The organism is Novosphingobium subterraneum (genome assembly GCF_000807925.1).
GTDB classification, from domain to species: domain Bacteria; phylum Pseudomonadota; class Alphaproteobacteria; order Sphingomonadales; family Sphingomonadaceae; genus Novosphingobium; species Novosphingobium subterraneum.
In genome coordinates this window covers 314,325-337,673 of sequence record NZ_JRVC01000001.1, presented here as the reverse complement: position 1 = coordinate 337,673, position 23,349 = coordinate 314,325, and the positions used below count along the sequence as shown (strand labels likewise).

The following is a 23,349-nucleotide window of genomic DNA, read 5'->3' as shown; positions in this document are numbered from 1 at the left end:
TGAGCACTTCAGGAAGGCGAGATATACAATGCGAAAACTCATTCTGGCACTGGCGTTAGCGGGTTCACCCGCCATGGCCTCGACCGCGGCAATCATGCACCGGGATCCCGGATGCGGCTGTTGCGAGAAGTGGGCGGCACAAGTCCGCAAGGGGCTGGGCAAGACCATCAGAGCGGTCGACGCCTCCAACCGCGCAGCCCTTCAGGCAAGGTATGGAATTCCACCCACCCTCCGTTCGTGCCACACCGCCGTGATCGACGGGATGGCCTTCGAAGGTCACGTTCCGATCGAGGATATGCGGCGTGTCCTTTCGGCAAGGCCGAGAGGCGTGAGCGGCCTTGCGGTCGGCGGCATGCCACTGGGGTCGCCGGGGATGGAAGTGCCGGGGCAGGAACCCCAACGCTTTGCGGTTTACGCCATCGGCGCCGGGGCGCCGACTGTCTATGCGCGGCATTGACCGTTTGCGGCGCTGACTCGACCGGTCCGCCGTTGCAAACGAGGCCGAAATGTCGCGGTAAACTGCCAATCACCCCCGAGAGGGCTGTCCCGAGCGCTGCAGCCCTCACGGGGGTGATTCCCGGGAAAAATATGAGCGCGCCTCACCGGTGCGGCCAGCGGACGGGACACGTGTCCGAAATTCGTGAGGGGTGGCCGGTCGCTGTGCGTATTCTAGAACGAAGGCCCAGCGCGTGTACCGGAAGATTCCATTCGCATGTTTCCAATGACTGCCCGAAGCGACTTTCGCGAGGACCGGCTTTTCCGCCCGCGGGTCGCAAGCGTGGCGTGCTAGACATGGCGGGCGATCGGCACAGGCCGGCCCCGGATGGCAACCAGCCAGACCTGCCTCGGCTCGCCTATCTCGCCTTCCTGAGCGCCCCTGGGCATTTTTTTGTTTTGCTCGATAGTCGTGGCCAGATCCTGGCGCTGAGCGACGACGAAGGGCGCGCCGACCATTGGTGTCCGGCCGATGCTATCGGTCAGTCTCACGAAATTTTCTACGCGCCCGATGAAGCCGCTTCCGGTCTTCCGGTTGCCGATCTTGAAGCGGCCCGGCGTGGCAAGTCGTTTGAGCGCAATGGCTGGCGGGTTCGCCAATCGGGCTTGGAATATCTCGCACATGTGTCGTTTGCTGCCTTGCGCGAAGGCGACCGATTGCTGGGCTATTTCTGCATCGCGCGCGATGTCACCGAAGAGGCCGCGATCCGCGAGGCGATGGAGGCGCGCGAACAGCATTTGAACTCGATCCTGGCGACGGTTCCGGACGCCATGATCGTGATCGATGAGCGTGGCCGGATTTCCTCGTTCAGCGCCGCGGCCGAACGATTGTTCGGCTATGAGGAAAGCGAGCTGCTCGGAGCCAACGTATCGTGCCTGATGCCCACTCCGGATCGCGAACGCCACGACGCCTATCTGGAGCACTACTGCACGACCGGCGAGAAGCGGATCATCGGGATCGGCCGGGTCGTGACCGGACAACGGCGCGATGGAACGACCTTTCCGCTTGAACTCTCGGTTGGCGAGGCGGGGAAGGATGGCGAACGGATTTTCACGGGCTTCATCCGCGACCTGACGGAGAAGGAGCGCGACGAGCTCAAGCTCAAGGAATTGCAAGCCGAACTGGTCCATGTCTCGCGGCTGAGCGCCATGGGCACCATGGCCTCAACGCTGGCGCACGAACTCAACCAGCCGTTGACCGCCGTGGCGAACTATCTGGAGGAATCGCGCGACATGCTCGAGGAGGCGGCCGACGAGAACGCGATAATCATGCGCGACGCGCTCGCGGAAGCGGCGAACGAGACATTCCGGGCCGGCGACATTGTTCGCCGGCTGCGCGAATTCGTTGCGAAGGGCGAGGTCGACAAGCGCGTCGAGCAATTGCCTGGCCTGATCGAGGATGCCGGTCGGCTCGCGCTAACCGGTGCCCGCGAGAATGGCGTGCGCGCCTTGTTCAACCTCGACCCGCTGGCGACGCCAGTGCTGGTCGATCGGGTGCAGATCCAGCAAGTTCTGCTCAACCTGATGCGCAACGCGGTTGAGGCCACGGCGCAAAGCCAAGTCCGGGATTTGACCGTTGGAACCAGGCTTCGGCCGGACGGATACGTCGAAGTCACGGTGCACGACACCGGCCCCGGCATCGCGCCCGACATCCGCCCTCGACTGTTCGAGGCCTTCGTCAGCGGCAAGCAGGAAGGGATGGGGTTGGGCCTGTCGATCTGCCGCACGATCGTCGAAGCCCATGGGGGACGCATTTGGGCCGAGCATCCCGACACCGGCGGAAGCCGTTTTCATTTCACGCTGATGCATGCGGCTGAGGAGGCTGCCGATGAGCGATAGTCGTGTCGTTCACCTCGTCGATGACGAAGAAGCTATCCGCAAATCTGCGGGCTTCGTCTTGTCGCGCGCGGGCTACAAGGTTCTGTCCTATGGTTCGGGCGTCGAATTCTTGAAGTCGGCGAAATCCGCGCCGAAAGGGTGCGTGGTGCTAGACGTTCGGATGCCAGAGATGGATGGGCTTGAGGTCCAGGCCGCGTTGGCCGATCGCGGTATCGACATGCCGGTGATCGTCCTTACCGGTCATGGCGATGTGACCGTTGCCGTCCAGGCGATGAAGGCCGGAGCGGTCGAGTTCCTCGAAAAACCGTTCGAAAAGGCCGCGCTTCTCGGCGCCCTCGAGCGGGCGTTTGCGAGACTTGAACGCAACGATAGCCGCGATCTCGAAGAGCGGGAGGCGCGGACGCGGATAGCGTCACTCACGCCGCGTGAACGCGAGATCCTCGAGGGTCTGGCCAAGGGCTATCCCAACAAGACGATCGCCTATGATCTCGGGTGTTCGTCGCGCACCGTCGAGGTTCACCGGGCAAGCCTGATGCAAAAACTCGATGTGCACAGCCTGTCCGATCTGCTGCGGATTGCCTTCGCCGCTGGTCTTTAGCACAAGAATCTAGGATTCTGTGACATCTACGTAAGGACATTGTCCGCAAGACCGGCGATTCCTGATAGGAGTTGCCTTCTCAGTTTCAGTTACAGGGTCCATGTCCACAAGTCAGAGCGAGCCTGGCAAGAAGCGCTACAAGGTTCTCATCACCGACGATGAGGCCAGTATCCGCCGTTCGTTGCAATTCTTGCTGCATGCGCGGGGTTATGAACCGCTCAGCTACCGATCGGCATCGGCCTTGCTGGCCGATCCGGCTTCGCTCTCCGCCGACTGCATGATTGCCGATTACAACATGCCGGATCTCGATGGCGTCAGCTTGCTCGGCGCGTTCAGGGCCAAGGGATGGAGCGGCCCCGCGATCCTCATATGCGCATCTTGCGATCGCGAGCTGAGGTTGCGGGCCAAAGCTTGCGGCTATGCAGAAGTGATCCAGAAACCCTTCATCCGAACACCGGTTCTCGAGGCGCTGTACCGCTTGTGCGACTGCGCCGAGCCTGGGGATTGTGACGAGGACCGCGAAGGCGGCACAGGGTGCGGCTGCTAGTCTGGTCTCCGGCTCTCTCAGTGCGCGGTCCTTGTATTGGGCAGCCCAAAGGGTGGCCAAGACCAAGCGCGGCCCCGTTGGTGAAACCCGGGTGGAGTATGTGGCCGTTGCCCGACGTCCACTATCATTGGACTGATGTCGCCCCTCTCCAGACAAGGGGCAGAACAAGCAGGAGAAGCAGCGCAAGGCTGCCGATGCTCCAGAGGATGACGGGTTGATATTGCGGCGATGCCAGTGCGAAGGCCAATGGTGCAAGCGCCTGGCCGATGCTGGCCGCCGCATGCTGCAAACCCAGTCTCGAGCCCGAAGGAGCTGTGTTTCCGCCGATCCAGAAACTGGTGATCAGGCGAAGGCTTGCGGAACTCCAGCCGGCCACAAAGATGGTGCCAGCCATAGGCAGGGTCGCAAGGTTGAGGGAATAGAGGAAGACGCTTGACGCGAGAAGGGCAAGGGTAATGCCGGCGAGGCGTCTCGGTGAGGTCACGAGCCAGGTGACTCTTGCAAGGAACAGCTGCGCGGCAAGCATGGCGAACCCGCAAAGGCTAAGCATCCAGGCGATCGTCTCTCGATTGGGCGCATCCGTGCTTCGCGGGATGAGCAGGGCGACATGCATGGCCGCGAGCCCACCGCCACCAACGACCGCGATGAGCAGTAGCATCGAGATCGCGGGGCTGGACGACGATTGCGGGTGGCGAATCTCGGAACAAGCGATGCACCGAGGCGGCAGATGGGCGAAGCACAGCAGGCTGGCGACGCCAGCGATGCCGAGCGCCACCATCAGCAGGGGTGCGCCGGGAGTTACGGCGGCGGAACCCTCTGCGAGCAAAGGCCCAATCATGTCCCCCAGGAAGACGAACCCCGTTAGCCAGGTAAAGCGCTTCGCCTGCTCGCCGCGCTCGGGAACCGCGAAGCTCGCGGACAGCAACGCCAGCGGGATGATGGCCGCAGCGGCCATGCCGGCCAGCGCGCGGAGCAGATAGAGAGCCGGTAGCGGCACCGCTCCGACTGGCGCCGTCGCGAATGCGAGTGCGACGAGAGCGGTGCGAAGCAGGATCCGGTAATCCATCCGATCCGCGAGCCAGCCCCAGAGCGGGGCCAGCAGCAAGGCCGCGAGCGGATGGACGCCGGTAAGGCTGGCGACGTGGAAGTCATGCAGGCGCGGCGCAAGCTGTGCGGCATTGCGATCAACCAGGGCCGGAAGGAAGGCGAGAATGGCGGTCTGCCCCGCCGCAGCAGCGGCTACGGCGAGCAGAAGAAGAATGGACGAGAGCGATTGCCTGCCTTGCGGGCGCGCAAGATGGCCGAGGCCGGTCTGCCATGTCTCGGACAGCCGCCCCAGAATCACAGCAACAGTCGGAAGCCGACGACGACGCGACGTTCGACCGGGCTTTCGCCCTCGGCGCGCCGAAAGTCGGCGGTGCCGCCGAGCGCGCGTTCCCAGACGAAACCGACATAGGGCGCGGACTTTCGAGAAAACTCGTAGCGCAGGCGACCGCTGAGTTCGACATTGCTGAAGCCGCCACCAAGCTCGCGGTCGGTAGATCGCTTGCTGTAGATGTTGGTCTCGACTTGAGGCGTCAGGATGAGGCGATTGGTGAACAGGATTTCATAGGAGGCCTTGGCGCGCGCCGCCAAGCGGCCATCGGCGCCCACATAGCCGGTCAGCTGAATGTCGAACCAGTAGGGAGCGAGGCCCTCAACGCCGACGGCGGCCCAAGTCGTGCCACCTTTCCCGAGATCCTGGCGAACGCCGACCAACGTACCCCAGAATGCGCCCCCGCCGTGCCACCAGAACCCTTCGACGCTGCTCTCGGGATCGAGCCGATCGCGTGAATTCTTGAGCCCCTGGCTGCGGAGCCAGAGCTTGTTGTCGTCCGGCCCGTTTGTGACCAGCACTGTCCAGCCGAACCCCTGTCCCTCGTTGCCCGTGGCGAACTCGAGCTCATCGACCAGGATCTTGGGGATCGAGAGCTTGTCGGCCATTTCGTAATTGGGCAGCGTCGAGTTGCGGTAACCATCGGCATAGTCGTCGGAATTGCGGGCATCGCGCGGTGCCCTGCCGCCCTGCATCTTGCCCGTGTCCATCTCCGTGCTGTCTGGCGACCTGCCCGCTCCGGACATATCCATGCCGGGCATGTTCATACTCGCATGATTTTCGACCGGCGGAGCGGGCTGCGGCTCCTGCGCGGGCTTGACCGACTGGTCGGCCTGGGAAGCGGCCGGTGGCTGTTGCGGAGCTTCCTGGGCCCGAACTGGAGTCGCGACCGCAACCGAGACGATGGTGGCGAGAGCGAATTGTGCGGTGCGGGGGTGTGCGTGGCTCATCATGCGACCACCACCTCGCGGAACATGCCGGCCGCCATATGGTAGAGCAGGTGGCAGTGGAACGCCCATCGGCCCATCGCATCGGCCGTCACGCGGAAGCTGACGCGCTGGGCGGGCTGGACGACTACGGTATGCTTGCGCACCCGAAACTTGCCATCCGGGCCTTCGACATCGCTCCACATTCCGTGGAGATGCATCGGATGGGACATCATCGTGTCGTTCACCAACGTGACGCGAAGCCGCTCGTTCGGGCGGAAATGCAGAGGGCGCGAGTCATTGAGCTTGATCCCGTCGAGCGCCCAGATGAAGCGCTCCATATTGCCGTTGAGGTGGAGTTCGATCTCGCGTTCCGGCTCGCGGGGATCGGGATCGCCGTTCGGCGTGCGCAGGTCCGCCAGCGTCAGAACGCGCCAGGGGCGGTCACGCAAGCCGGCGCCGGGATCGTCGAGATTTCTGCGGGGATAATCGACCCGCATGTCGGTGTTCGCGCCATATTCAGTGCGGGCGTGCCGGGCCTTGGGCGGCATTTCGGCCATCCCATGTCCGGCGTGTTCGCCGCCGTCCATCGCGGCCATTGCACCCATCATGTCGATTGGTTCGAGCCAGGGCCGTTCGTCGAGCGGCGGTACCGCCGCAGTCATGCCAGGCGCAGGCGCGATCGTGCCGCGGGCATAGCCGGTCCGGTCGATCGACTGAGCGAAGATCGTATGGGCTTCAGCGTCGGGCATGGTGAACTCGGCATCGTAGGTCTCGCCGGGGCCGATGCGAAACTCGTCGACCGTAACCGGTTCGACAGGTTGCCCGTCGGTCGCGACGATGGTCAGCGCGACCCCCGGAATCCGTACGTCGAAAAAGGTCGCGGTCCCCGCACAGATGAAGCGCAGCCGGACCCGCTCGCCGGGCGCGGCGATGCCGGTCCAGTTGCCCGCAGGCGGCGTCCCGTTCATGAGGTAGGTGTAAGTCGCCGCCGAGACGTCGCTGTAATCGGTCGGGCTCATCCGCGCGCCATTCCACATCGCCCGCCGATCGAGCGCCTTGCCGAGCCCCAGTTGGCGTACGTCCTTGAGGAAGTCGCCCGCCGTCGGCTGCGCGAAATTGTAGTAGCTGCTCAGCTTCTTGAGGTTGGTGAAGATCTGCAATGGCGGTTCGTCAGACCAGTCGCTGAGGATCACCGTATAGTCCCGATCCGGCGCGGCGACGGGCCCACGCGGTTCGACGACGATCGCGCCATAAAGGCCGGTCTGCTCGGCAAGCGTGTGGGCATGATACCAGTAAGTGCCCGATTGGCGCAGCTCGAAGCGGTAAGTGAAGGTCTCGCCGGGCGCGATGCCGGCGAAGCTGATGCCCGGCACGCCGTCCATCTCGGCCGGAAGGATGATGCCGTGCCAATGGATGCTCGACATCTCCTTGAGGCTGTTGCGTACGCGCAGCGTAACCGTGTCGCCTTCCAGCAGCCGGAGAACCGGCGCGGGCACGGCCCCGTTCACCGCAGTCGCGACCCGGCGCTTGCCGGTGAAATTGACCGGCAGCTCGGCGATCTCAAGGTCGAACTCGGTGCCGCGCAGCTCTGCCGCCGAAGCGGCAGTGGACCGTGCGAGAAGCGCCGGGGTGAAGCCTGCAACCGCACCGCCGACCGCCAGACCCTGGACGAAATGGCGCCGCGCGATAGGCAGGCTGTGGAAAGGAAGCATGGACAGTATCTTTCGCGAATGATGGGATCACGCCAGATCGAGAACGATCCGGCCTTCGATGTCGCCGTGACGCATGCGCGAGAAGACATCGTTGATGTTCTCGAGCTTCTCCGCATGCACGGTTGCGTGGACCTTGCCCTCGCCGGCGAAGGTCAGCGCTTCGAGAAGGTCGAGCCTGGTGCCGACGATCGAGCCGCGCACGGTGATACCGTTGAGAACGGTGTCGAAGATTGACAGCGGAAAGTCGCCTGGCGGCAGACCGTTGAGCGCCACCGTGCCACCACGGCGGACCATGCCGAGCGCCTGCTGGAACGCTGTGGGCGAGACCGCAGTGACCAGCGCGCCATGCGCGCCGCCGATCGCCTTCTTGAGGGCCGCCGAAGGAATCTCATCGCACGCGTTGATCGTCAGCGTGGCACCGAGACGAGATGCGAGATCGAGCTTGCGATCGTCGATGTCGACCGCCGCCACGTTGAGGCCCATCGCACGGGCATATTGCACGGCCATGTGGCCAAGCCCCCCGATTCCGGAGATCACAACCCATTGACCCGGCTTCGCCTCGGTGGCCTTGAGGCCTTTGTAGACGTTGACGCCCGCGCAGAGGATCGGCGCGATGTCGAGAAAATCGACATTGTCGGGCAGGTGGCCGACATAGTTCGGGTCGGCGAGGACATATTCGGCGAAGCTGCCGTTGACCGAATAGCCGGTGTTTTGCTGACTTTCGCACAGCGTTTCCCAGCCGCCCAGGCAATGTACGCAGTGGCCGCAGGCTGTGTACAGCCAGGGCACGCCGACGCGGTCGCCTTCCTTGACGTGGGTGACGTCCGATCCGACCGCGGCGACATGGCCGACGCCCTCATGGCCCGGAATGAACGGCGGGTTGGGCTTGACCGGCCAATCGCCCTCGGCGGCATGCAGATCGGTATGGCACACGCCGGTCGCCGCGATCTTGACGAGTATCTGACCAGGACCGACCACTGGGATCGGCGCCTCCTCGATGACCAGCGGCTGGCCGAATTCGCGGACGACTGCCGCCTTCATGGTTTTCGCCATGTCTGCTTCTCCATCAGAAGGAAGGTCAGAACAGGCCGAGAGCGCGCTCGTCGTAAGAGACGAGCAGGTTCTTGGTCTGCTGGTAATGGTCGAGCATCGCCTTGTGGTTTTCGCGCCCGAAGCCCGACGCCTTGTATCCGCCGAAAGCGGCGTGGGCGGGATATTGGTGATAGCAGTTGGTCCAGACCCGGCCGGCCTCAATCGCGCGGCCCAGCCGGTAAGCAGTGTTGCCGTTGCGGGTCCAGACACCAGCACCCAGGCCGTAGGCGGTGTCGTTGGCGATCGCGATCGCTTCCTCGACCGTCTTGAAGGTCGTCACCGCCAGGACCGGACCGAAGATCTCCTCCTGGAAGATGCGCATGTGGTTCTGGCCCACGAACACGGTCGGTTGGACGAAGAAGCCCTTGTTCAAGTCACCCCCGGGCAGCGCGCGCGCACCGCCGGTCAGGCACTGCGCGCCCTCGGCCTTGCCGACGTCGATATAGCCAAGGATCTTGTGGAGCTGGTCCTCGGAGGCCTGGGCGCCGATCTGGGTCGCGGGGTCGAGTGGATCGCCCTGGCGGATCGCGGCGACGCGCGCGACCGCACGCTCGATGAAGCGATCAAAGATCGATTCGTGCACCAGCGCGCGCGACGGACAGGTACAGACCTCGCCCTTGTTGAATGCGAACAGCGTGAAGCCCTCGATCGCCTTGGCGAGGAACGCGTCGTCCTCATTGAGGACATCCGCCATGAAGATGTTGGGTGACTTGCCGCCAAGCTCCATCGTCTGCGGAATCAGGTGATTCGCGGCAGCGTGCATGATCTGCTTGCCGGTCACGGTCTCGCCGGTGAACGAGACCTTGGCGATCCGCGGATTGGCGGCGATCGCCTGACCGACGGTCCGGCCTGGTCCGGTCACCACATTGAGCACGCCCGGGGGCAGGATATCTGCGGTCAGCTCGGCCAACATCAGCAGCGTGAGCGGCGTCTGTGAAGCCGGCTTGATGACCGTGCAGTTGCCGGCGGCAAGCGCCGGGGCGATCTTCCATGCCGCCATCAGCAGCGGGAAGTTCCTTGGGATGATCTGGCCAACGACGCCGAGCGGCTCGCGGAAATGATAGGCGATGGTGTCGGCGTCGATCGTCGAGATCGTGCCTTCTTCCGCCCGGATGCAGCCGGCGAAATAACGAAAATGGTCGATCGCGAGCGGCACGTCGGCGGCGCGCGTCTCGCGGATCGGTTTGCCGTTGTCGATCGTCTCGGCAAGCGCCAGCAGTTCAAGATTGTGTTCCAGACGGTCGGCGATCCTGTTGAGCAGCGTTGCGCGCTCGGCCGGCGCAAGCCTCGCCCATTGGTCCTTGGCGGAGTGGGCAGCGTCGAGCGCGCGCTCGACATCTTCGGTGGTAGAGAGGGCGAACTCGGCGATCAGCGCGCCGTTGATCGGGCTCGTGTCGGCGAAATATTGGCCTGTGGAAGGCGGGCTCCAGCGCCCGGCGATGAAATTGTCGTAGCGATGCCGGAAAGTTGGCGCGGCATTGATTGTCTCGATGGCCTGTTCGAACATGATCCCGGTCCTTGTGTTGTCCTCGTCAAGTGTGTGCGTGACGGCCAAGCGCGGCCCTTGCGGCAGGATCCGGTTACCCCGTTCGCCCGCCGCCTATCGAGCATCGCTTGCACTCAGGGTTTGTCCCGCGATTTGAGTCTGACGGGAGCGCGCGTGGTCCTAGCGATACATGGCGCAAATCCGGCCCTTTGCGGCGAAAGGGGGGCAAGAACGGCCCGCCGCCGGGGGCGGGGCGGCGGGCCGTCAGCTCCGGGGAGCGGAGTCTACATGTCATTCATCGGCATCGGTTTGTCCGAGGGCATCGCCATGGGCTTGTCCGCTGGCTTCATGCCTTTGCTCGGGCAACAATCCTTGCCCGGCTTCATCGGCATGCCCGCCTTGCCGCCTTGCGCCGCCATGCCGCCCATACCTTGTTGCTGCATGCCCTGCTGCTGCATGCCCTGCATGCCCATCTGGTGGTCCTGCATCATTTGATCGTGCATCTGCTGCCCGCCGTGATCCATGCCCTGCTGGTGCGCATGGTCCTGAGCGGCCGTGGTCGACGGCGGCGGCGGGGCGACAGGCGCTTTGGGTGATGCTGTGGGCTTTGGGGCCGTGACCGCAGGCATGTCGGCCGGCAGTTCGTCGGCCATCACATAGGCTACGCCGCCGACACTGGTGAGCAAGCCGAAAACAGTAAGATAGATGGCTTTCCGGGTCATTTCGCGTCTCCGCTAAACTGGCGATACTCTTGCGTTTTTCTCGCCGCTTCTTGGCTCTGCAATGGGACCACCCGCCGCTTGAAACTATACGTAGTTTGCGAAGCGCCCCGTTCAGTCGGCCATCGCGGCCATATGGCGGCAGCCTTCCGCACACCGTCTACAGGCTTCAGCGCAATGGGTCAGCTGCGGGTCGTCACGCCGCTGCTCGCATTCGCGAGCGCACTGGTCGCAAGCGTCCGCACAATCGCTCAGGAGCGTGAGCAGCGGGGCGCTGGCCGGCGATCGGCTCGAGCTTGCGACATAGTTCGCCGTCTCCAAACACATGGCATGCGACGCGGCGCAAAGATCGATGCAGTCCTTCATCGGCATCGCCATTGCTGCGGCGTGCCCCGAACCATCGCTTGCGACAGCGCCGCTTGCCACTCCTGAAGCGAGAAGCGCCGTACCGCTCGCCAACAGGGTTCTGCGTTCGATCATCCTTACCTCCATCATGAACCGTTTGGATCGATCCCGGGATTCTCCCCGCAGCCGGGTTGGCCACCGCTACCTGCGGCAAGCGAGCGATGACGCGCCATGACGGTATCCTGCCAGGGCCAATGGCCATTGATCTCGACACCGAGCGAGATGCTGAGGAACGTGCGCACCAGGACCAGCCCGGCCAGTACGACCAGGTCGGCGATTGTCGGGTTGATCACCAGCGATTTGACGATGTCGCCTGCGACCAGGAATTCGAGACCCAGAAGAATGCTGCGCCCCAGCGTCGAACGGAAGGCGAGATAGGCGCGCGACCGGTCGCTCCCTCGAAACGCCCGGAGAAACACGCCACTGGCATAGGCCGCGCCGACCAGGATGACCAAGGTGCCGGCCAGATCCAGAACGACGACGGCCAGGTGGAAAAACTGGCTTAGCCAGGGCGCGTTAATGGTGATCATACCACCCCCGGCGCCGGATGTTGTTGAAGCTGTCGGTGGTATGGCAGGAATAGCACTGATCGACCCGGGCCTTCTCGCGTGCGGCCCGCTGCGAAACCATGCTGAAGTGTTCCATATAGTGGCTGGGAGGCGCTTTGTGACACTCGACGCACTGCGTCGAATTGGTCGAAGGGTGGCGATAGCTGGCAATCGTCCACGAATCGGTGCTGTGGCAGGTGGCGCAATCGGCGCCGAACAGCCCGAGATGCTTGTCCCTGATCGAATGGCAGCTCGCACAATCGAGCGTCGCACCGGACGTCGCCAGGGGTTTGCGGGATTGCATTTGCAGAGCCGGGCCGCTCCAGTTCTTCGGATCGAGCAACGCGGCGTGGCTCATTTGGACAATCCCCTGATTGCCCTGATGCTCGACATGGCAGGAACTGCATTGCGTGGCCTGGGAATGGAACATGGTCGATTGCTTGTCCCCGAACTCGGTTCCGGCGTGGCATGACAGGCAGGTCTTCGCCTCAACTCCCTTGAGGGGCGTGTGGCAGCTGGCGCATTGTCCGGCCAGCGACCGGTGGGCGCTCGACAAGGGTCCGGGAGCGACAAAACGCTCCACAATCCCGGCCTCGGAAGGCGCGTTCGTGCGCAAGGCCAATGGCGCACCCACCAGCAGAGCCACGGTCGCGAGAACGAAGAGCCAAAAAAGGAGGCGCGCAAACCTCATATCCAGCGCAATCCGAAATAGATCGCGGCGCCGATGTGGACGACAAGGACGGCGTAGAGAATGCAGCCGACCACGATGTGCAGCCACCGCCACTTGCCGAACAGGGCATCGGTTGCGCTTTCCGCCCGCACCGCGAATTCCATGTCCACCATTGCTCCGGCCAGGGATTCAGCGTCCTTCGCGGCGGGATCGGCGGGCCGCTCGGCGGAGACGAACAACAATCTGTGCCAGCGGCGCAGCGGGGGCGCTTCCGCCTCCTTGGCAATGGTCGCGTCGAGGCCAAGAAGCGCCGCTTGTAGCGAGGCCAGTTCGGATTTCCGTCCGCGCAGCGCCTTAGCCAACTGGCCCAGCAAATAGCGGCCGATGTAGCCGCTCAAGACCGTCAGCAATAGCGTCCCGGTCAAGACCAATCCGGCCGGGCTCTCCAAGCTATGCGCGGCGTGGACGAGGCCGAGGATCGCGGCCAGAACCCCGGCGTAGATGTGAATCGCCAGCAGCGTCGGCTTGCTGACACGGTGCGCGGTCGCCTCGGCGATCGATTTGACGTGCTTGACCAGGACATAGGGCAAGGTCAGCAGCATCAGCACCGCAGCCGCGATGCCAATGACCCCGCCAGCCAGGCTGCCCGGGAAGCGCGGAGAGACGTGCAGCAGATATCCCAACGGGAAGAGGATCACGAACGCGACCATGAGAGCAACCAGGATATCACCGCGCTCGCGCATCAGGCTTCCACCACCAGCGGCTGTCCGGCGCTCTTCGCCTGGCACGCCAGAATGTAACCCTTTTGCTTGTCCTCCGGATCGAGACCGGTCTCGACCGCCATCGTGACTTCACCCGAGATCAGCTTGGTGACGCAGACGCCACATTCGCCAATTCTGCAGGCATAGGAAATCTCGACGCCGGCGTCTTCGGCGGCTTCCAGCACAGTCTCCTCTGCGGACAGCGGGGCCGAGACGCCCGAGACCGCAAAGGTCACCGTTGTTGGCGCCACGGCATCCTTGCGCTTCGTGCGTGCCGCCGCCGGACGCTCTTTCGTTTCGATCTCAGCCGCGTTGTCCGGCAAGGAGGCAGGGCCAAATGCCTCGGTGTGCAACTGCGCCTCGGGCACGCCAAGCTCCGCGAGCTGCGCGCGCATTGCCGCCATCATGCCGGGGGGACCGCACAGGTGGACCCGGCGCTTGGCTATGTCCGGCACAGCGGCGCGCAGCATTTCCAGGGTGATCGGCCCTTCCGGCCCAAGCCAGACGGTGCCCGCGGAGCGTTGCATTGCGGCCATCACATGAAGGTTGGCGAAGCGTCGCTCCAGCCGTTCGAGCTCGTCGCGAAAGACGAATTCTTCGGTCGAGCGCGCGCCATAGAGGAAGAAGATCTCTCCTGGCCAGGCGATGTCGGTAAGATAGCGCAGCACCGACATCATCGGTGTGATGCCGACGCCCCCGGCGATCAGGACGATGCTCTCGGCATCGGTTCCGGTGAAGGTGAACTCACCGAAGGGGCCCGTCACCTTGAGCAGATCGCCAGTCTTGACCTCATCGTGGAGAAACTTCGAAACCGCGCCCTGTTCCTCGCGCTTGACGGTGAGTTCGACGTAGGCCCGTTGCGTCGGCGAGGAGGCGATCGTGTAGGATCTTCGCACGGCTTTGTCCGCTTGCGGGGTGACCTCCACCTGCAAGAATTGGCCCGGCAGAAAGTCGAATGGCAGGCGATCCGCGCCGGGATCGGCCAATCGGAAGGTTTGGACCGTAGGCGTCTCGCGAACGATCTGAACGACCTTTAGCTGGCCCGACCACCGTTTCGAAGGACGCAAGGCCGCAGCCGGTGGGACGTCTTGCGTCGGCACGGCGTCGCGAGCCGGGGGAAGCGATTCCGGCAGCGGTTGCCCCGAGGTCCTGGCGAGGGCGGCAACGGGCGCCGCGACCGAAGGGCCGCTCGCGGCATTCGCCGCACCCATCAGCGTCCGGACACGGCGAAGCCGGAGCACTTGCAGCGCGATTAGACTGGCGCTGACCAAGGCGAGGAAGAGCATGAGCAAGAAGTGCGAAGGCGAAAGTCCAAACAATTGCCGAGCGCTTGCATGCGCCGGATCGGCGATGCCGAGCTGGTCGCGAAACCAGGTCTGCGCCGCGATCGGAGCTTGCGCTTCGCTCGCAAGCGCGGCTTGACCGGCAGCACCGCTCTTCAGAAGATCGAGCCCTTCGCGCAACTTCTTTGCCGCATCGAGCCGGGCTTGCGGGGTCGCGGCGTGCATTGCCGCCGCGTTGGCCGCTTCGACCATTGCCAAGCCGTCTGAGACGCGCTGTTCCGCCTGGCTGGCCAGAGCCTGCTTCTCCTCGGCCGAAGTGGCTGGCAATGTCAGCAGTTTGGCGAAAAACGGACCGCGCCGGTTCGCTCCGCCATGTTCGCCTTCTCCGCCCATCATCTCCTGCATCATGTCCTGCATCATCGCGGACATGGCGCTATCGGCGGCGGGCTGGCCGCCCGGCTTGGCCCCGCCGTTGCTGCTCATGGGGGAGGGCGTAGCCATGGGCGACGGCGCGGCACCGCCTGGATGATGCGCGCTGTGCTCGTCGCCGTCCTGCGCGTGCGCCGGCATTGCCAGCGCACACGCAGCGATAGCGATCACAGCGCATCGGGGCTTCGGCATCGACATGGGGAACGCTCGATCGCCGCCTACATGTCCTGCATGCCCCCGCTTGGCATCGAACTGCTCTGGTTGGTTGGCTGCGAGTCGGGAGCCGGGGTAGCGGGGTGGTTCATTCCCGGACCCATGCGCATGCTGTCGTGATCCATCTTCTGGCGCTGGTCGGCCTCCATCCGGTTGTGCATATCGTCGGCTGCCGTGGAATTGGTCGCGTCGCTGGCTCCTGTCTCGCTTGCGGCGTCGGTGGCTGCCGCGCTGGGGGTGGCCTCTTTGTCCTTGCTGTTGCAGGCCGACAGCGCGAGGGCGCCTGCAAGCGCCAGACCGAAGCCAGTCCACGACAGTGCCTTGCGATTTAGGTAAGCCATATTCGGTCCTTTCTTTCTTGGTAATGATTAGCAATTGCCTCGCGCGAAGCGCGATCTGCGGCGCCGCGTTGCACATCTTCCCGCCTGAAAACCGACCCACAGGGGCTGGGCTTCGTCTAGCGGCGTTGCGGCGACCAGGCTGGTCAGGAACGTTACGACTTCCGAGAGCCACTCGACATTGTCCCTCGCGGCGTCGAGCTTCGCGCGCGTGACGCCGAGCAGCGTCTCGATCCGATCGCGGTTTGCTGTCGATGCTTCGAGCAAATCGCGGGTCTGTTCGAGGCTGAAGCCCGCTTCGTGGACGTGGCGAATGCATTGCAGCCGCTCGAGGTCGTCGTCGCTGTAGACCCGGTAGCCTGCGCCATTTCTGACCACCGCAGGCAACAGGCCGATGCGTTCGTAATGGCGAACCGCATCGCGGCCCACGCCGGCGGCTGCGGCGAACTCTCCTATCTTCAATCCTGCCATGGCATCCATCCCAATGTGGCTGGCCGGGCGCTGCATCTTGTGTGCAGGCGGTTTCCGCTTGGAACCGTTGTTGGGCGTCCCGGCCGTGCAGCGCCTCGCACGGGGAGTAGGGGTCGTTGGCCCTCCGGTGGGAAAGGCCAACGTGCCCATAGACCGCCGCCGCGCGCGCGGCTGGCCGCGCTTAGTGACTGCGCTGCAGTTCGACGATATCGTTGCGAGCCGGCTTGCCGCTGACGACGGTGACGTGGGCGAAATGGTCGTCGAAAACGTGATCGATCCTGACTTCGCCGACCTCCTTGCGGTGAAAACTCGGGCCCGTGCCCTTTTGCGGGCCAGTATGAGGGACGATCCGATAGACGTCGAGAACCTGTCCGACCTCGGCACCGTCGGCTTTGCCGATGCAAACGACTGTTCCGGTTGAACCGACTTCGACGATGGTGCCGCGCATAAACCAGGTGTGGCCGATGCCCTGCGACAGGACAGGGGTCGCGCCGAGCAAGGCAATTCCAGCGAACGCGGCGGTGAGGGACTTCTTCAACATGATCGACTCCTTCGCGAAATTTGGAGGCCGGCCCCAGGCCTAATGGGGAAGATCCTGTCTTCATTCATTGGGATAAGGACCCGCGTCCCGGCTTGACATACGTATTGGTCACATCGTCAGGCGTGGTCCGTGGCCAGCGCTATATCGCCCCAGCTGCCCAGCCGGGGAGTTTCGCAGTGCCAACCAAGTTCGCGTGCGATCCGTTCAGCCATCGTCGCCGAGGCGCTGGCTTCGCCGTGCGTCACAAAGGTCCTTCGCGGCGCCTGCGGCATGCCCGAAAGCCAGCGCATGATCTCATTGCAATCGGCATGCGCCGACAGCATCGAGAGGTTGGTCACCTCGGCAAGGACCGGCACCTCTTCGCCGAAGATCCGGATCGTCGTTGCCCCGGCAACAAGCGCGGCCCCGCGGGTTCCGGCGGCCTGAAACCCTGCGAATAGAATGAGGTTCTTGGGGTCGGGCGCGAACTGGGCGAGATGATGGACCACGCGCCCGCCCGTGGCCATGCCGCTCGCCGAGATGATGACCTTCGGATTCCGATCTGCCGTCAGGGCCTTCGATTCCTCGGATTCGCGGACGTAGTGCGCGACTGCGCAGGCCGTTTTGCATTGCTCGCGGGACAAACGGTGGCCGCCCGAGTGGGCACACATGATCTCGCTGGCGTCGATCGCCATCGGGCTATCGAGATAGACCGGCACGCCCTGCAAACGCCCAGCTTGCTTGAGCAAGGACAGGTAGTAGAGCAGCGACTGCGCCCTCCCGACCGCGAACGCCGGAATTACAACCGTCCCGCCGCGTGCAACGCAGCGTTCGATACTGTCGCCCAAAGCCAGTTCGGGCGAGAGCGCATCATGCTCACGGTCACCGTACGTGGATTCGACGATCAGATAGTCCGCTTCCGGCGGCGGTGTGGGATCGAACATGACTGCATCGTCGTAGCGGCCCAAATCCCCTGAAAAGAGAATCCTCGTGCCCTTCCAGTCGATCTCGATCGAGGCTGCGCCAAGGATATGGCCGGCGCGGCGAAAGCGCGCGGAGATGCCGGGGGCGACCTCTACAGCTGCGTCGAAAGCCACACCTTCGAAATGCTCCAGTGCGTTGAGAGCGTCATTCTGGGTGTAGAGCGGCAAGGCGGGCCGATGCCGCGAATAGCCCCGCCGGTTGGCGAACTGGGCGTCCTTCTCCTGGAGATGGCCGCTGTCCGGAAGCAGCAGCTCGCAGAGTTCGGCCGTGGCGCGCGTCGCGATGACCCGCCCTTTCCAGCCATTGCGAACCAGGCGCGGGATCGCTCCGGAATGATCGAGGTGCGCGTGCGTGAGGAGAATGGTTTCGACGTCATCGACCTCGGGCGGAGGCGGCGCCCAATTGAGTCCCCTGAGCTCCCGGCCACCCTGGAACAGTCCGCAATCCACCAGTATTCGCGTCGAATCGTCTTCGAGAAGGTAGCGCGATCCCGTCACGGTTCCGCTGGCGCCAAAGAAACCGATCGCAAGTCCATGTCCGGACGGACGAGGCTCTACGTCAAGTCTCGCCTGCGGTTCGATGCCGGGGAGGAAATGTCCGCGGGACTTGTCCTTCGCGCGGTGCTTCTTGTGCTTGTGCATGGACGTTGCCTCCCGAAATCGTGGTTCTAGGACCGATTTTCTCTGGCGTGCGGGACGAAGGCCATACGTATTGCTCGCAGCGAATGGTCGCGCGGCGACCTAGGGCAATGTGACATCTACCTATGGCGCTATTTGCCGCGTCGCCGCAGTTGCACCAGGTCAGGGCGCTCGAACGCATGCCGGGTCTATATTCGCCTGGCGCGCTTCGAAGCGAAAAACGATGGAGAGGGGGACGGTCGGCATGCAAATCGGAATTGTCGGGCTCGGCCGCATGGGCAGCAATATCGCCCGCAGGCTGCTGGCCGCAGGGCACAGCTGCATTGCCTTCGATCTCGACCTGGCGCGGGTGGATGAAATCGCGGCAGCTGGAGCTCAAGCAGCACGTGATCTGTCCGGGCTGGTAGCAGCCCTGTCCGCGCCGCGCGTCCTCTGGATAATGCTGCCAGCCGGCTCCGCAACCGAAACGGCCATTCACACCCTGTCGGACCTCCTGTCTCCCGGCGACATCATCGTCGATGGCGGAAACACCTTCTATGAAGATGATCTTCGCCGGGCGGCCCTGCTCGCTGAAAGCGGGATCGGTTACGTCGATGTGGGCACGAGCGGCGGCATCTGGGGCCGCGAGCGCGGCTACTCGCTGATGATCGGCGGAACGCCCGAAGCGGTCTCCCATATCGATCCGATCTTCAAGGCGCTGGCGCCCGGGATCGGCGCAGCGGCACAGACGATCGGACGCCAGGGCGCAGACCAGAGGCCGGACCATGGATATGTCCATGCCGGACCCCACGGCGCCGGACACTTCGCGAAGATGGTTCACAACGCCATCGAATATGGGATGATGCAGGCGTTCGCCGAAGGCTTCGACATCCTGCGAAACGCCTCGGTCCTGGCCGATCGGACAGGCGCTCGATACGAATTCAACCTCGCGGATATCGCCGAGGTTTGGCGGCGGGGCAGTGTCGTATCCTCCTGGCTGCTCGACCTGATCGCGGGCGCTTTGGCCAAGGATGGCCAGCTGCTGCATCTCGAAGGACAGGTCGACGACTCCGGCGAGGGGCGTTGGGCCGTATCGACCGCGATCAAGCAAGGTGTTCCGGCCAATGTCCTGGCTGCCGCATTGAATGCGCGGTTCAGGTCGCGCCACGAGCATACGTTCGGCGACAAGATGCTTTCGGCCATGCGCGAGGAGTTCGGCGGTCATCGCGAGGCCATGCAGCCGCAGCTCCAAGGATCACGCGGAACCCGCCCCGAGGATATTGGAGCGCGCCGATGACCTCGAATGACGAGCCGTACTGCAGCGCCCTCACACCGCATCCCTGCGAGCATTGCTTTCCAAGCGTGCGCGCTGCGGACCTGCCCTCGTACCGTTTGGCCGCGCTGGATCAGGACTTCATTCTCGGCGATTCGATGCGCGGGGTCCGCTTTCTGCTCGAATACGAAAAAGTCGAAGAGGCTCTGCGCGCTTGGGGCGTCTTGTCGACGATTGTCGTCTTCGGCAGTGCGCGGGTCCGGGCAGGGCAAACTGGCAATGGCGGCTTCTGGTATGACGAGGCGCGCAAGTTCGGCCGACTGGCATCCGAACGCGGCGGCGCGCTCTCGCGCAACGATGGCAAACGGGTCAATGTCATCGCCACTGGGGGCGGGCCGGGGATCATGGAGGCGGCCAATCGCGGCGCGCACGATGCCTGTGCACCGACGATCGGTTTCAATATCACGCTCCCGCGCGAGCAGGCACCCAATCCCTACACCACGCCCGAGCTGACATTCCGGTTCCATTATTTTGCGATCCGCAAAATGCACCTCGCGATGCGCGCCAGCGCTCTGGTCGTATTCCCGGGCGGCTTCGGGACTTTGGACGAGATGTTCGAAATCCTGACCCTCCGCCAGACCGGAAAGGCTCCCAAGGTGCCGATCGTGCTGTTCGACCAAAGCTATTGGCAGGCAGCCATCAATCTCGATGTTTTCTGCGAGAACGGCATGATCGATCGCGCCGATCGCGAACTGTTCGCCTATGCAAATACGTCCGATGAGGTCTGGCAGGCTCTGATAAGCCTCGGCCTTGAACCCGTATCGTAGGCCTGGCCAGCGCTCCGCGGCCTGGCGCTGTCGATGCGATGCTCTTTCGTCGGCGTGATCGCCCGCGCTGTCCATTCGCGATCTACGTATAGCGCCTCTAACCCGCCCGCCGCAGAATCCCCGCGAGGCTGACCGAACCGTGGCAGCCATCAGCAAGGAAACACTGCATGAAAAGAACATCGATGATCGTCGCTGCTTTGGGACTTCTGACCGCAGGTATCGGCCCCGCCCTGGCCGACCAGATGCCTCCCGGCATGAGCGACATGCCTGCTCCAAAGCAGCAGGTGAAACCCAAGGCGAAGCCGAAGCACCCTGTCCGGCATCGGCAGCGCTCCGCGCGAACCCAGCGCGCGCCCGCCGCGGCACCTCACCCTTCGCCGTCCCCATCGCCTTCCGCCATGCCGATGAAGTCCGGCGGCTGCTGTTGAACGGCTTGCCGGCGCCATGCAGTCAAGTGAACGCTCTACGGTGAAGGGCGAAGAACGGCAGGATTCGATGCCGCACGGCAAATCACCACAGAGATTCTACCAGCACAGAGCGGCTGTAGTGGTCGATATTGCCGTCGATCCCGCAACGCTGTTCGAGCACCTGGACGATCAAGCAAAGCTGGCGTCCCACATGATGCAGTCTTCTGCAATGATGGCCGGGAGTTCGATGAAGTTCACGTTCGATCACGATCGCGGACGTATGCTGGGCTCGAGGATCGGCATGCACGGCAAGGTGCTGGGCCTTTCGCTCGAGCTGAGCGAGATCGTCACCGAACGCGATCCGCCTCGCCGCAAGGCCTGGGAAACCGAAGGCGTGCCGCGATTGCTGGTCATCGGTGCCTATCGGATGGGTTTCGACATTGCCCCCCAAGGACTCGGTTCGCGGCTGACGGTCTTCATCGACTACGATCTGCCGAATTGGCCCTGGCGCTTGTTGGGACTGATCCCTGGCCGCGCATATGCACGCTGGTGCACCCGATCCATGGCGAACGATGCAGCACACACCTTCGCCGCGTGACCGCGCGGGCAGGGGGCTCGGAACAACGCACAGGAAAAATTTGCACGACGACACCCTCACCGGTCAGGGTGTTCCTCCTGCGGATATGCCTTATTGCGGCGGGTGAAGCAGCAAGATGGCGTGCTGTCAATTGTCTGGCTTCTCCCTGGATCGCGATCCCGCTACGCCATCGCCGCCAGCAACCGATCGAGCGGCATTGTGGCGAAACGAGTGAAGCTATCGGCAACAGCGTAGGGCAACACCAAAGTCCGCCCGTGAACCATCGCACCGCAGCTGTACATGACATTGGGAACGTAACCATCCCGTTCGTCCGCATCGGCCCGCAACAACGGCTGTGTGACCCGGGCAAGCAGTTTGGCAGGATCATTTCGGTCGAGGAGGCAAGCGCCAATGCAGTAATTGCGCGCCGGTCCAACACCGTGAGTCATGAGCAACCAACCCTCGTCGATTTCGATCGGCGAGCCGCAGTTGCCCATCTGGACGAATTCCCAAGGCCAACGCGGCCGGACTATTCTTGCCCCGCCGTTCCAATCGTAAACATCGTCCGAGGCCAGGAGCCAGATGTTCTCGTTATCCTGCCGTCCGATCATCGCGTATTTCCCGTCGATCCGATCCCATATAGCAGGCGTATTTTTTCCAGGTTGCTTTGGTGAAGCTGTATGATCTGCATTCGCCTCCGAGAAACCGCTCCTCGCCAAAGTCGATCAGCGCATCGATGATGAACTGCGGGACACAGCGCTCAGCCTGTCGTAGCTGGCCGTGCCGGGTCGACTGAGCCGCGCCGCGACCGGTGAGAGAGCCCGCGCCAAATGGATTCCTGTTCATGGCGCCCCTCCTTATTCGATTGCATCGATAAGGAGATCACCGAGGAGCTCTGCAATCTTCTCGTCGTGCAGAGCTTTTTGCTCACGCATCCAGCCCAATCTTGCCTCCGCGGCATCTGCACCGCGCAGGTTTTTCGGTAGCCGAGCGAGTTGGACAGCACCTGTCAAGATCGACCTCGCCAGTTCTATATCGCCCTGCGCGAGGACCAATGCCTCCCCATTTCCAACGTCGTAACTCGGGCTGCGCCATACTGGCCACACGTCGAGCGAAGGTGCGTCGTCGCCATCCTGCCGCACCTCTTCCATGCGCCGCTTCAGATGGTCCACGAAGGGGTTGTCGCATTCCTCGTCATAATCCTGCGGCACGAAGGCATCCTCGATCTTCGTGCTCTCGAGAACGTAGGAGGCGCGAAGATCCCGCTTGCGGATCGAGATCTCCTCCTGGGTCTCCACTTCTTCCGCCTGCCAATCATGCAGGAACCTGCCGCCGAGGTGAGAGAAATGACGGCCCATTTCACCAACGGCGTCACGCCGGGCGCTGAGTTCCGCGAGCCGATTGCTGCGTTCGAGGAGGCTCTCGCGCGCGACAAGGTCGAACAGCAGCGGCGCCAGTTCGAGGATCGTTTCGCGGGTCTCATTGTAGCGCATGGCGACAAGCTCCAGCGCATTCTGCGCCGCATTCGAGATGCTGAGGTCGAGGGGCGCGCGATCGTTGAAAAAGTTGCGCGCCTGATCAGGGTCGGGAGGTGTGAAAAGGTCCGCAGGCTGGCACTTCAGGGTGCTTGCCAGTCTCTTGGCCGTCTCGGGTCGGGTCGGGCCCGCTTTCCCGTTTTCAATTCGGGTGATGGTAGCGCGGCCGACGTGGGCCGCATCGGCCAACGCTTCGGCGGTCAGTCCGGCTTCCTTACGCAGGAAGATCAATTTGTCCGGGTTGATGGTGCTCATAACGTCCTCCTGCCTCAATAATGAGCCATTCCGACGCAATAACGACAATCATCTATGCCTCATTTTCGCGGAAAGCAGGGTTACCGACCCCGAGCCAGCCCGCAGATGGATCACGCAATGAGCCAAAAGATTGGCTTCTTGATCTGTCGGGGGATCATATCTCTTCCGCGATTGATCCAATGGCTCATCAGGCGTCAGTCGGTCACATCACATCAAACTTTCACCGCCAGAAGCCGTCCTGCCTCTGCCCGTACCGGTTGTCATAGTCTTCGCGCTGGTCGTAGGCGCTCTTGCGAATACCCACCTCGACCCGCTGACCGCCGGCATTGTGGATGTGGAGATCGCGCAGATCAATCTTGTTGCGCAGCGCCCAGTCCTTCGCCTCGCGCTCGCTGCCGAAGGTTCCGGCATCTTCGTAATCGAATGCCATTTCATGCTCTCCTT

At 63.4% G+C, this 23,349-nt stretch carries 26 protein-coding genes and 1 pseudogene; 8 read left to right on the top strand and 19 right to left on the bottom strand.

Annotated elements, in window-relative coordinates; all coding sequences use genetic code 11:
* Positions 1–28 precede the first annotated feature (28 nt).
* From NJ75_RS01620 to NJ75_RS01605, 4 genes are all read left to right on the top strand, one after another.
* Positions 29–457, top strand: a complete 429-nt coding sequence (locus NJ75_RS01620; protein WP_039330752.1) for a DUF411 domain-containing protein — start codon at positions 29–31, stop codon at positions 455–457.
* Between the two features lie 335 nt (positions 458–792).
* Positions 793–2,334 (top strand): PAS domain-containing sensor histidine kinase, encoded by a 1,542-nt coding sequence (locus NJ75_RS01615; protein ID WP_052241816.1) that lies wholly within the window; start codon positions 793–795, stop codon positions 2,332–2,334.
* Positions 2,324–2,932 (top strand): response regulator transcription factor, encoded by a 609-nt coding sequence (locus NJ75_RS01610; RefSeq protein WP_039330750.1) that lies wholly within the window; start codon positions 2,324–2,326, stop codon positions 2,930–2,932. Before NJ75_RS01615 ends, NJ75_RS01610 begins: the two co-directional genes overlap by 11 nt.
* A gap of 100 nt (positions 2,933–3,032) precedes the next feature.
* Positions 3,033–3,479 carry a response regulator gene (locus tag NJ75_RS01605; RefSeq protein ID WP_052241814.1) on the top strand — a complete coding sequence of 149 codons (447 nt, stop codon included), beginning with the start codon at positions 3,033–3,035 and terminating at the stop codon, positions 3,477–3,479.
* Positions 3,480–3,603: 124 nt separating this feature from the next.
* On the opposite strand, the gene NJ75_RS01600 is transcribed toward NJ75_RS01605, so the two are convergent.
* The 15 genes from NJ75_RS01600 to NJ75_RS01530 form a co-directional block, all read right to left on the bottom strand.
* Positions 3,604–4,824, bottom strand: a complete 1,221-nt coding sequence (locus NJ75_RS01600; protein ID WP_082013215.1) for an MFS transporter — start codon at positions 4,822–4,824, stop codon at positions 3,604–3,606.
* Positions 4,821–5,621, bottom strand: coding sequence for a copper resistance protein B (locus NJ75_RS01595; protein ID WP_039330921.1), 801 nt, complete (start codon positions 5,619–5,621; stop codon positions 4,821–4,823). Before NJ75_RS01595 ends, NJ75_RS01600 begins: the two co-directional genes overlap by 4 nt.
* A 182-nt stretch (positions 5,622–5,803) precedes the next feature.
* Positions 5,804–7,495 carry a copper resistance system multicopper oxidase gene (locus NJ75_RS01590; protein ID WP_039330748.1) on the bottom strand — a complete coding sequence of 564 codons (1,692 nt, stop codon included), beginning with the start codon at positions 7,493–7,495 and terminating at the stop codon, positions 5,804–5,806.
* A 27-nt stretch (positions 7,496–7,522) separates the two neighbouring features.
* Entirely contained in the window at positions 7,523–8,548 is a 1,026-nt protein-coding gene (adhP, locus tag NJ75_RS01585; protein ID WP_039330746.1) for an alcohol dehydrogenase AdhP, read from the bottom strand.
* A gap of 25 nt (positions 8,549–8,573) precedes the next feature.
* On the bottom strand, positions 8,574–10,094 hold the full coding sequence (locus NJ75_RS01580; RefSeq protein WP_052241808.1) for an aldehyde dehydrogenase family protein: 1,521 nt from the start codon (positions 10,092–10,094) through the stop codon (positions 8,574–8,576).
* Positions 10,095–10,357: 263 nt separating this feature from the next.
* Positions 10,358–10,726, bottom strand: coding sequence for a hypothetical protein (locus tag NJ75_RS24215; protein ID WP_156135673.1), 369 nt, complete (start codon positions 10,724–10,726; stop codon positions 10,358–10,360).
* Positions 10,727–10,906: 180 nt separating this feature from the next.
* Positions 10,907–11,272 carry a four-helix bundle copper-binding protein gene (locus NJ75_RS01570; RefSeq protein WP_039330916.1) on the bottom strand — a complete coding sequence of 122 codons (366 nt, stop codon included), beginning with the start codon at positions 11,270–11,272 and terminating at the stop codon, positions 10,907–10,909.
* 11 nt (positions 11,273–11,283) lie between these two features.
* On the bottom strand, positions 11,284–11,727 hold the full coding sequence (locus NJ75_RS01565) for a DUF1622 domain-containing protein (RefSeq protein ID WP_052241802.1): 444 nt from the start codon (positions 11,725–11,727) through the stop codon (positions 11,284–11,286).
* The gene (locus NJ75_RS01560) at positions 11,714–12,391 is read right to left on the bottom strand and encodes a cytochrome c3 family protein (RefSeq protein ID WP_232824572.1); all 678 of its coding nucleotides are present in this window, start codon (positions 12,389–12,391) and stop codon (positions 11,714–11,716) included. The genes NJ75_RS01565 and NJ75_RS01560 overlap by 14 nt, the downstream gene beginning before the upstream one ends.
* Positions 12,392–12,432: 41 nt before the next feature.
* Complete coding sequence (locus NJ75_RS01555) at positions 12,433–13,158, bottom strand: hypothetical protein (RefSeq protein ID WP_039330914.1); 726 nt, start codon at positions 13,156–13,158, stop codon at positions 12,433–12,435.
* Entirely contained in the window at positions 13,158–15,080 is a 1,923-nt protein-coding gene (locus NJ75_RS01550; RefSeq protein ID WP_407668279.1) for an FAD-binding oxidoreductase, read from the bottom strand. The genes NJ75_RS01555 and NJ75_RS01550 overlap by 1 nt, the downstream gene beginning before the upstream one ends.
* 26 nt (positions 15,081–15,106) lie before the next feature.
* Entirely contained in the window at positions 15,107–15,442 is a 336-nt protein-coding gene (locus NJ75_RS01545; RefSeq protein ID WP_039330740.1) for a hypothetical protein, read from the bottom strand.
* 27 nt (positions 15,443–15,469) lie between these two features.
* Entirely contained in the window at positions 15,470–15,910 is a 441-nt protein-coding gene (locus NJ75_RS01540) for a MerR family transcriptional regulator (RefSeq protein ID WP_137775970.1), read from the bottom strand.
* Positions 15,911–16,091: 181 nt separating this feature from the next.
* Positions 16,092–16,451 (bottom strand): hypothetical protein, encoded by a 360-nt coding sequence (locus NJ75_RS01535; RefSeq protein WP_039330738.1) that lies wholly within the window; start codon positions 16,449–16,451, stop codon positions 16,092–16,094.
* Between the two features lie 116 nt (positions 16,452–16,567).
* Positions 16,568–18,055: an MBL fold metallo-hydrolase RNA specificity domain-containing protein gene (locus NJ75_RS01530; RefSeq protein ID WP_082013213.1), complete on the bottom strand. Its 1,488-nt coding sequence runs from the start codon at positions 18,053–18,055 to the stop codon at positions 16,568–16,570.
* Between the two features lie 187 nt (positions 18,056–18,242).
* On the opposite strand from NJ75_RS01530, the gene gnd reads away from it, so the two are divergent.
* The 4 genes from gnd to NJ75_RS01515 all read left to right on the top strand — a co-directional run bounded on the left by gnd (position 18,243) and on the right by NJ75_RS01515 (position 21,136).
* A complete protein-coding gene (gnd, locus tag NJ75_RS01525) occupies positions 18,243–19,328 on the top strand; it encodes a phosphogluconate dehydrogenase (NAD(+)-dependent, decarboxylating) (protein ID WP_269078563.1) in 1,086 nt (361 codons plus the stop codon).
* Positions 19,325–20,131 carry an LOG family protein gene (locus NJ75_RS01520; RefSeq protein ID WP_082013211.1) on the top strand — a complete coding sequence of 269 codons (807 nt, stop codon included), beginning with the start codon at positions 19,325–19,327 and terminating at the stop codon, positions 20,129–20,131. Before gnd ends, NJ75_RS01520 begins: the two co-directional genes overlap by 4 nt.
* 167 nt (positions 20,132–20,298) lie before the next feature.
* A complete protein-coding gene (locus tag NJ75_RS24210; protein ID WP_156135672.1) occupies positions 20,299–20,559 on the top strand; it encodes a hypothetical protein in 261 nt (86 codons plus the stop codon).
* Between the two features lie 40 nt (positions 20,560–20,599).
* Complete coding sequence (locus NJ75_RS01515) at positions 20,600–21,136, top strand: SRPBCC family protein (RefSeq protein ID WP_196490602.1); 537 nt, start codon at positions 20,600–20,602, stop codon at positions 21,134–21,136.
* 161 nt (positions 21,137–21,297) lie between these two features.
* On the opposite strand, the pseudogene NJ75_RS01510 reads toward NJ75_RS01515, so the two are convergent.
* From NJ75_RS01510 to NJ75_RS01500, 4 genes and pseudogenes are all read right to left on the bottom strand, one after another.
* Positions 21,298–21,747, bottom strand: a pseudogene (locus NJ75_RS01510) (glycoside hydrolase family 130 protein); the annotation flags it as partial.
* On the bottom strand, positions 21,707–21,961 hold the full coding sequence (locus NJ75_RS24205) for a hypothetical protein (RefSeq protein ID WP_137775971.1): 255 nt from the start codon (positions 21,959–21,961) through the stop codon (positions 21,707–21,709). The gene NJ75_RS24205 and the pseudogene NJ75_RS01510, both read right to left, overlap by 41 nt.
* Before the next feature lie 11 nt (positions 21,962–21,972).
* Entirely contained in the window at positions 21,973–22,953 is a 981-nt protein-coding gene (locus NJ75_RS01505) for a helix-turn-helix transcriptional regulator (protein ID WP_156135671.1), read from the bottom strand.
* A 172-nt stretch (positions 22,954–23,125) separates the two neighbouring features.
* Entirely contained in the window at positions 23,126–23,335 is a 210-nt protein-coding gene (locus NJ75_RS01500) for a hypothetical protein (protein ID WP_039330732.1), read from the bottom strand.
* Between the last annotated feature and the right edge of the window lie 14 nt (positions 23,336–23,349).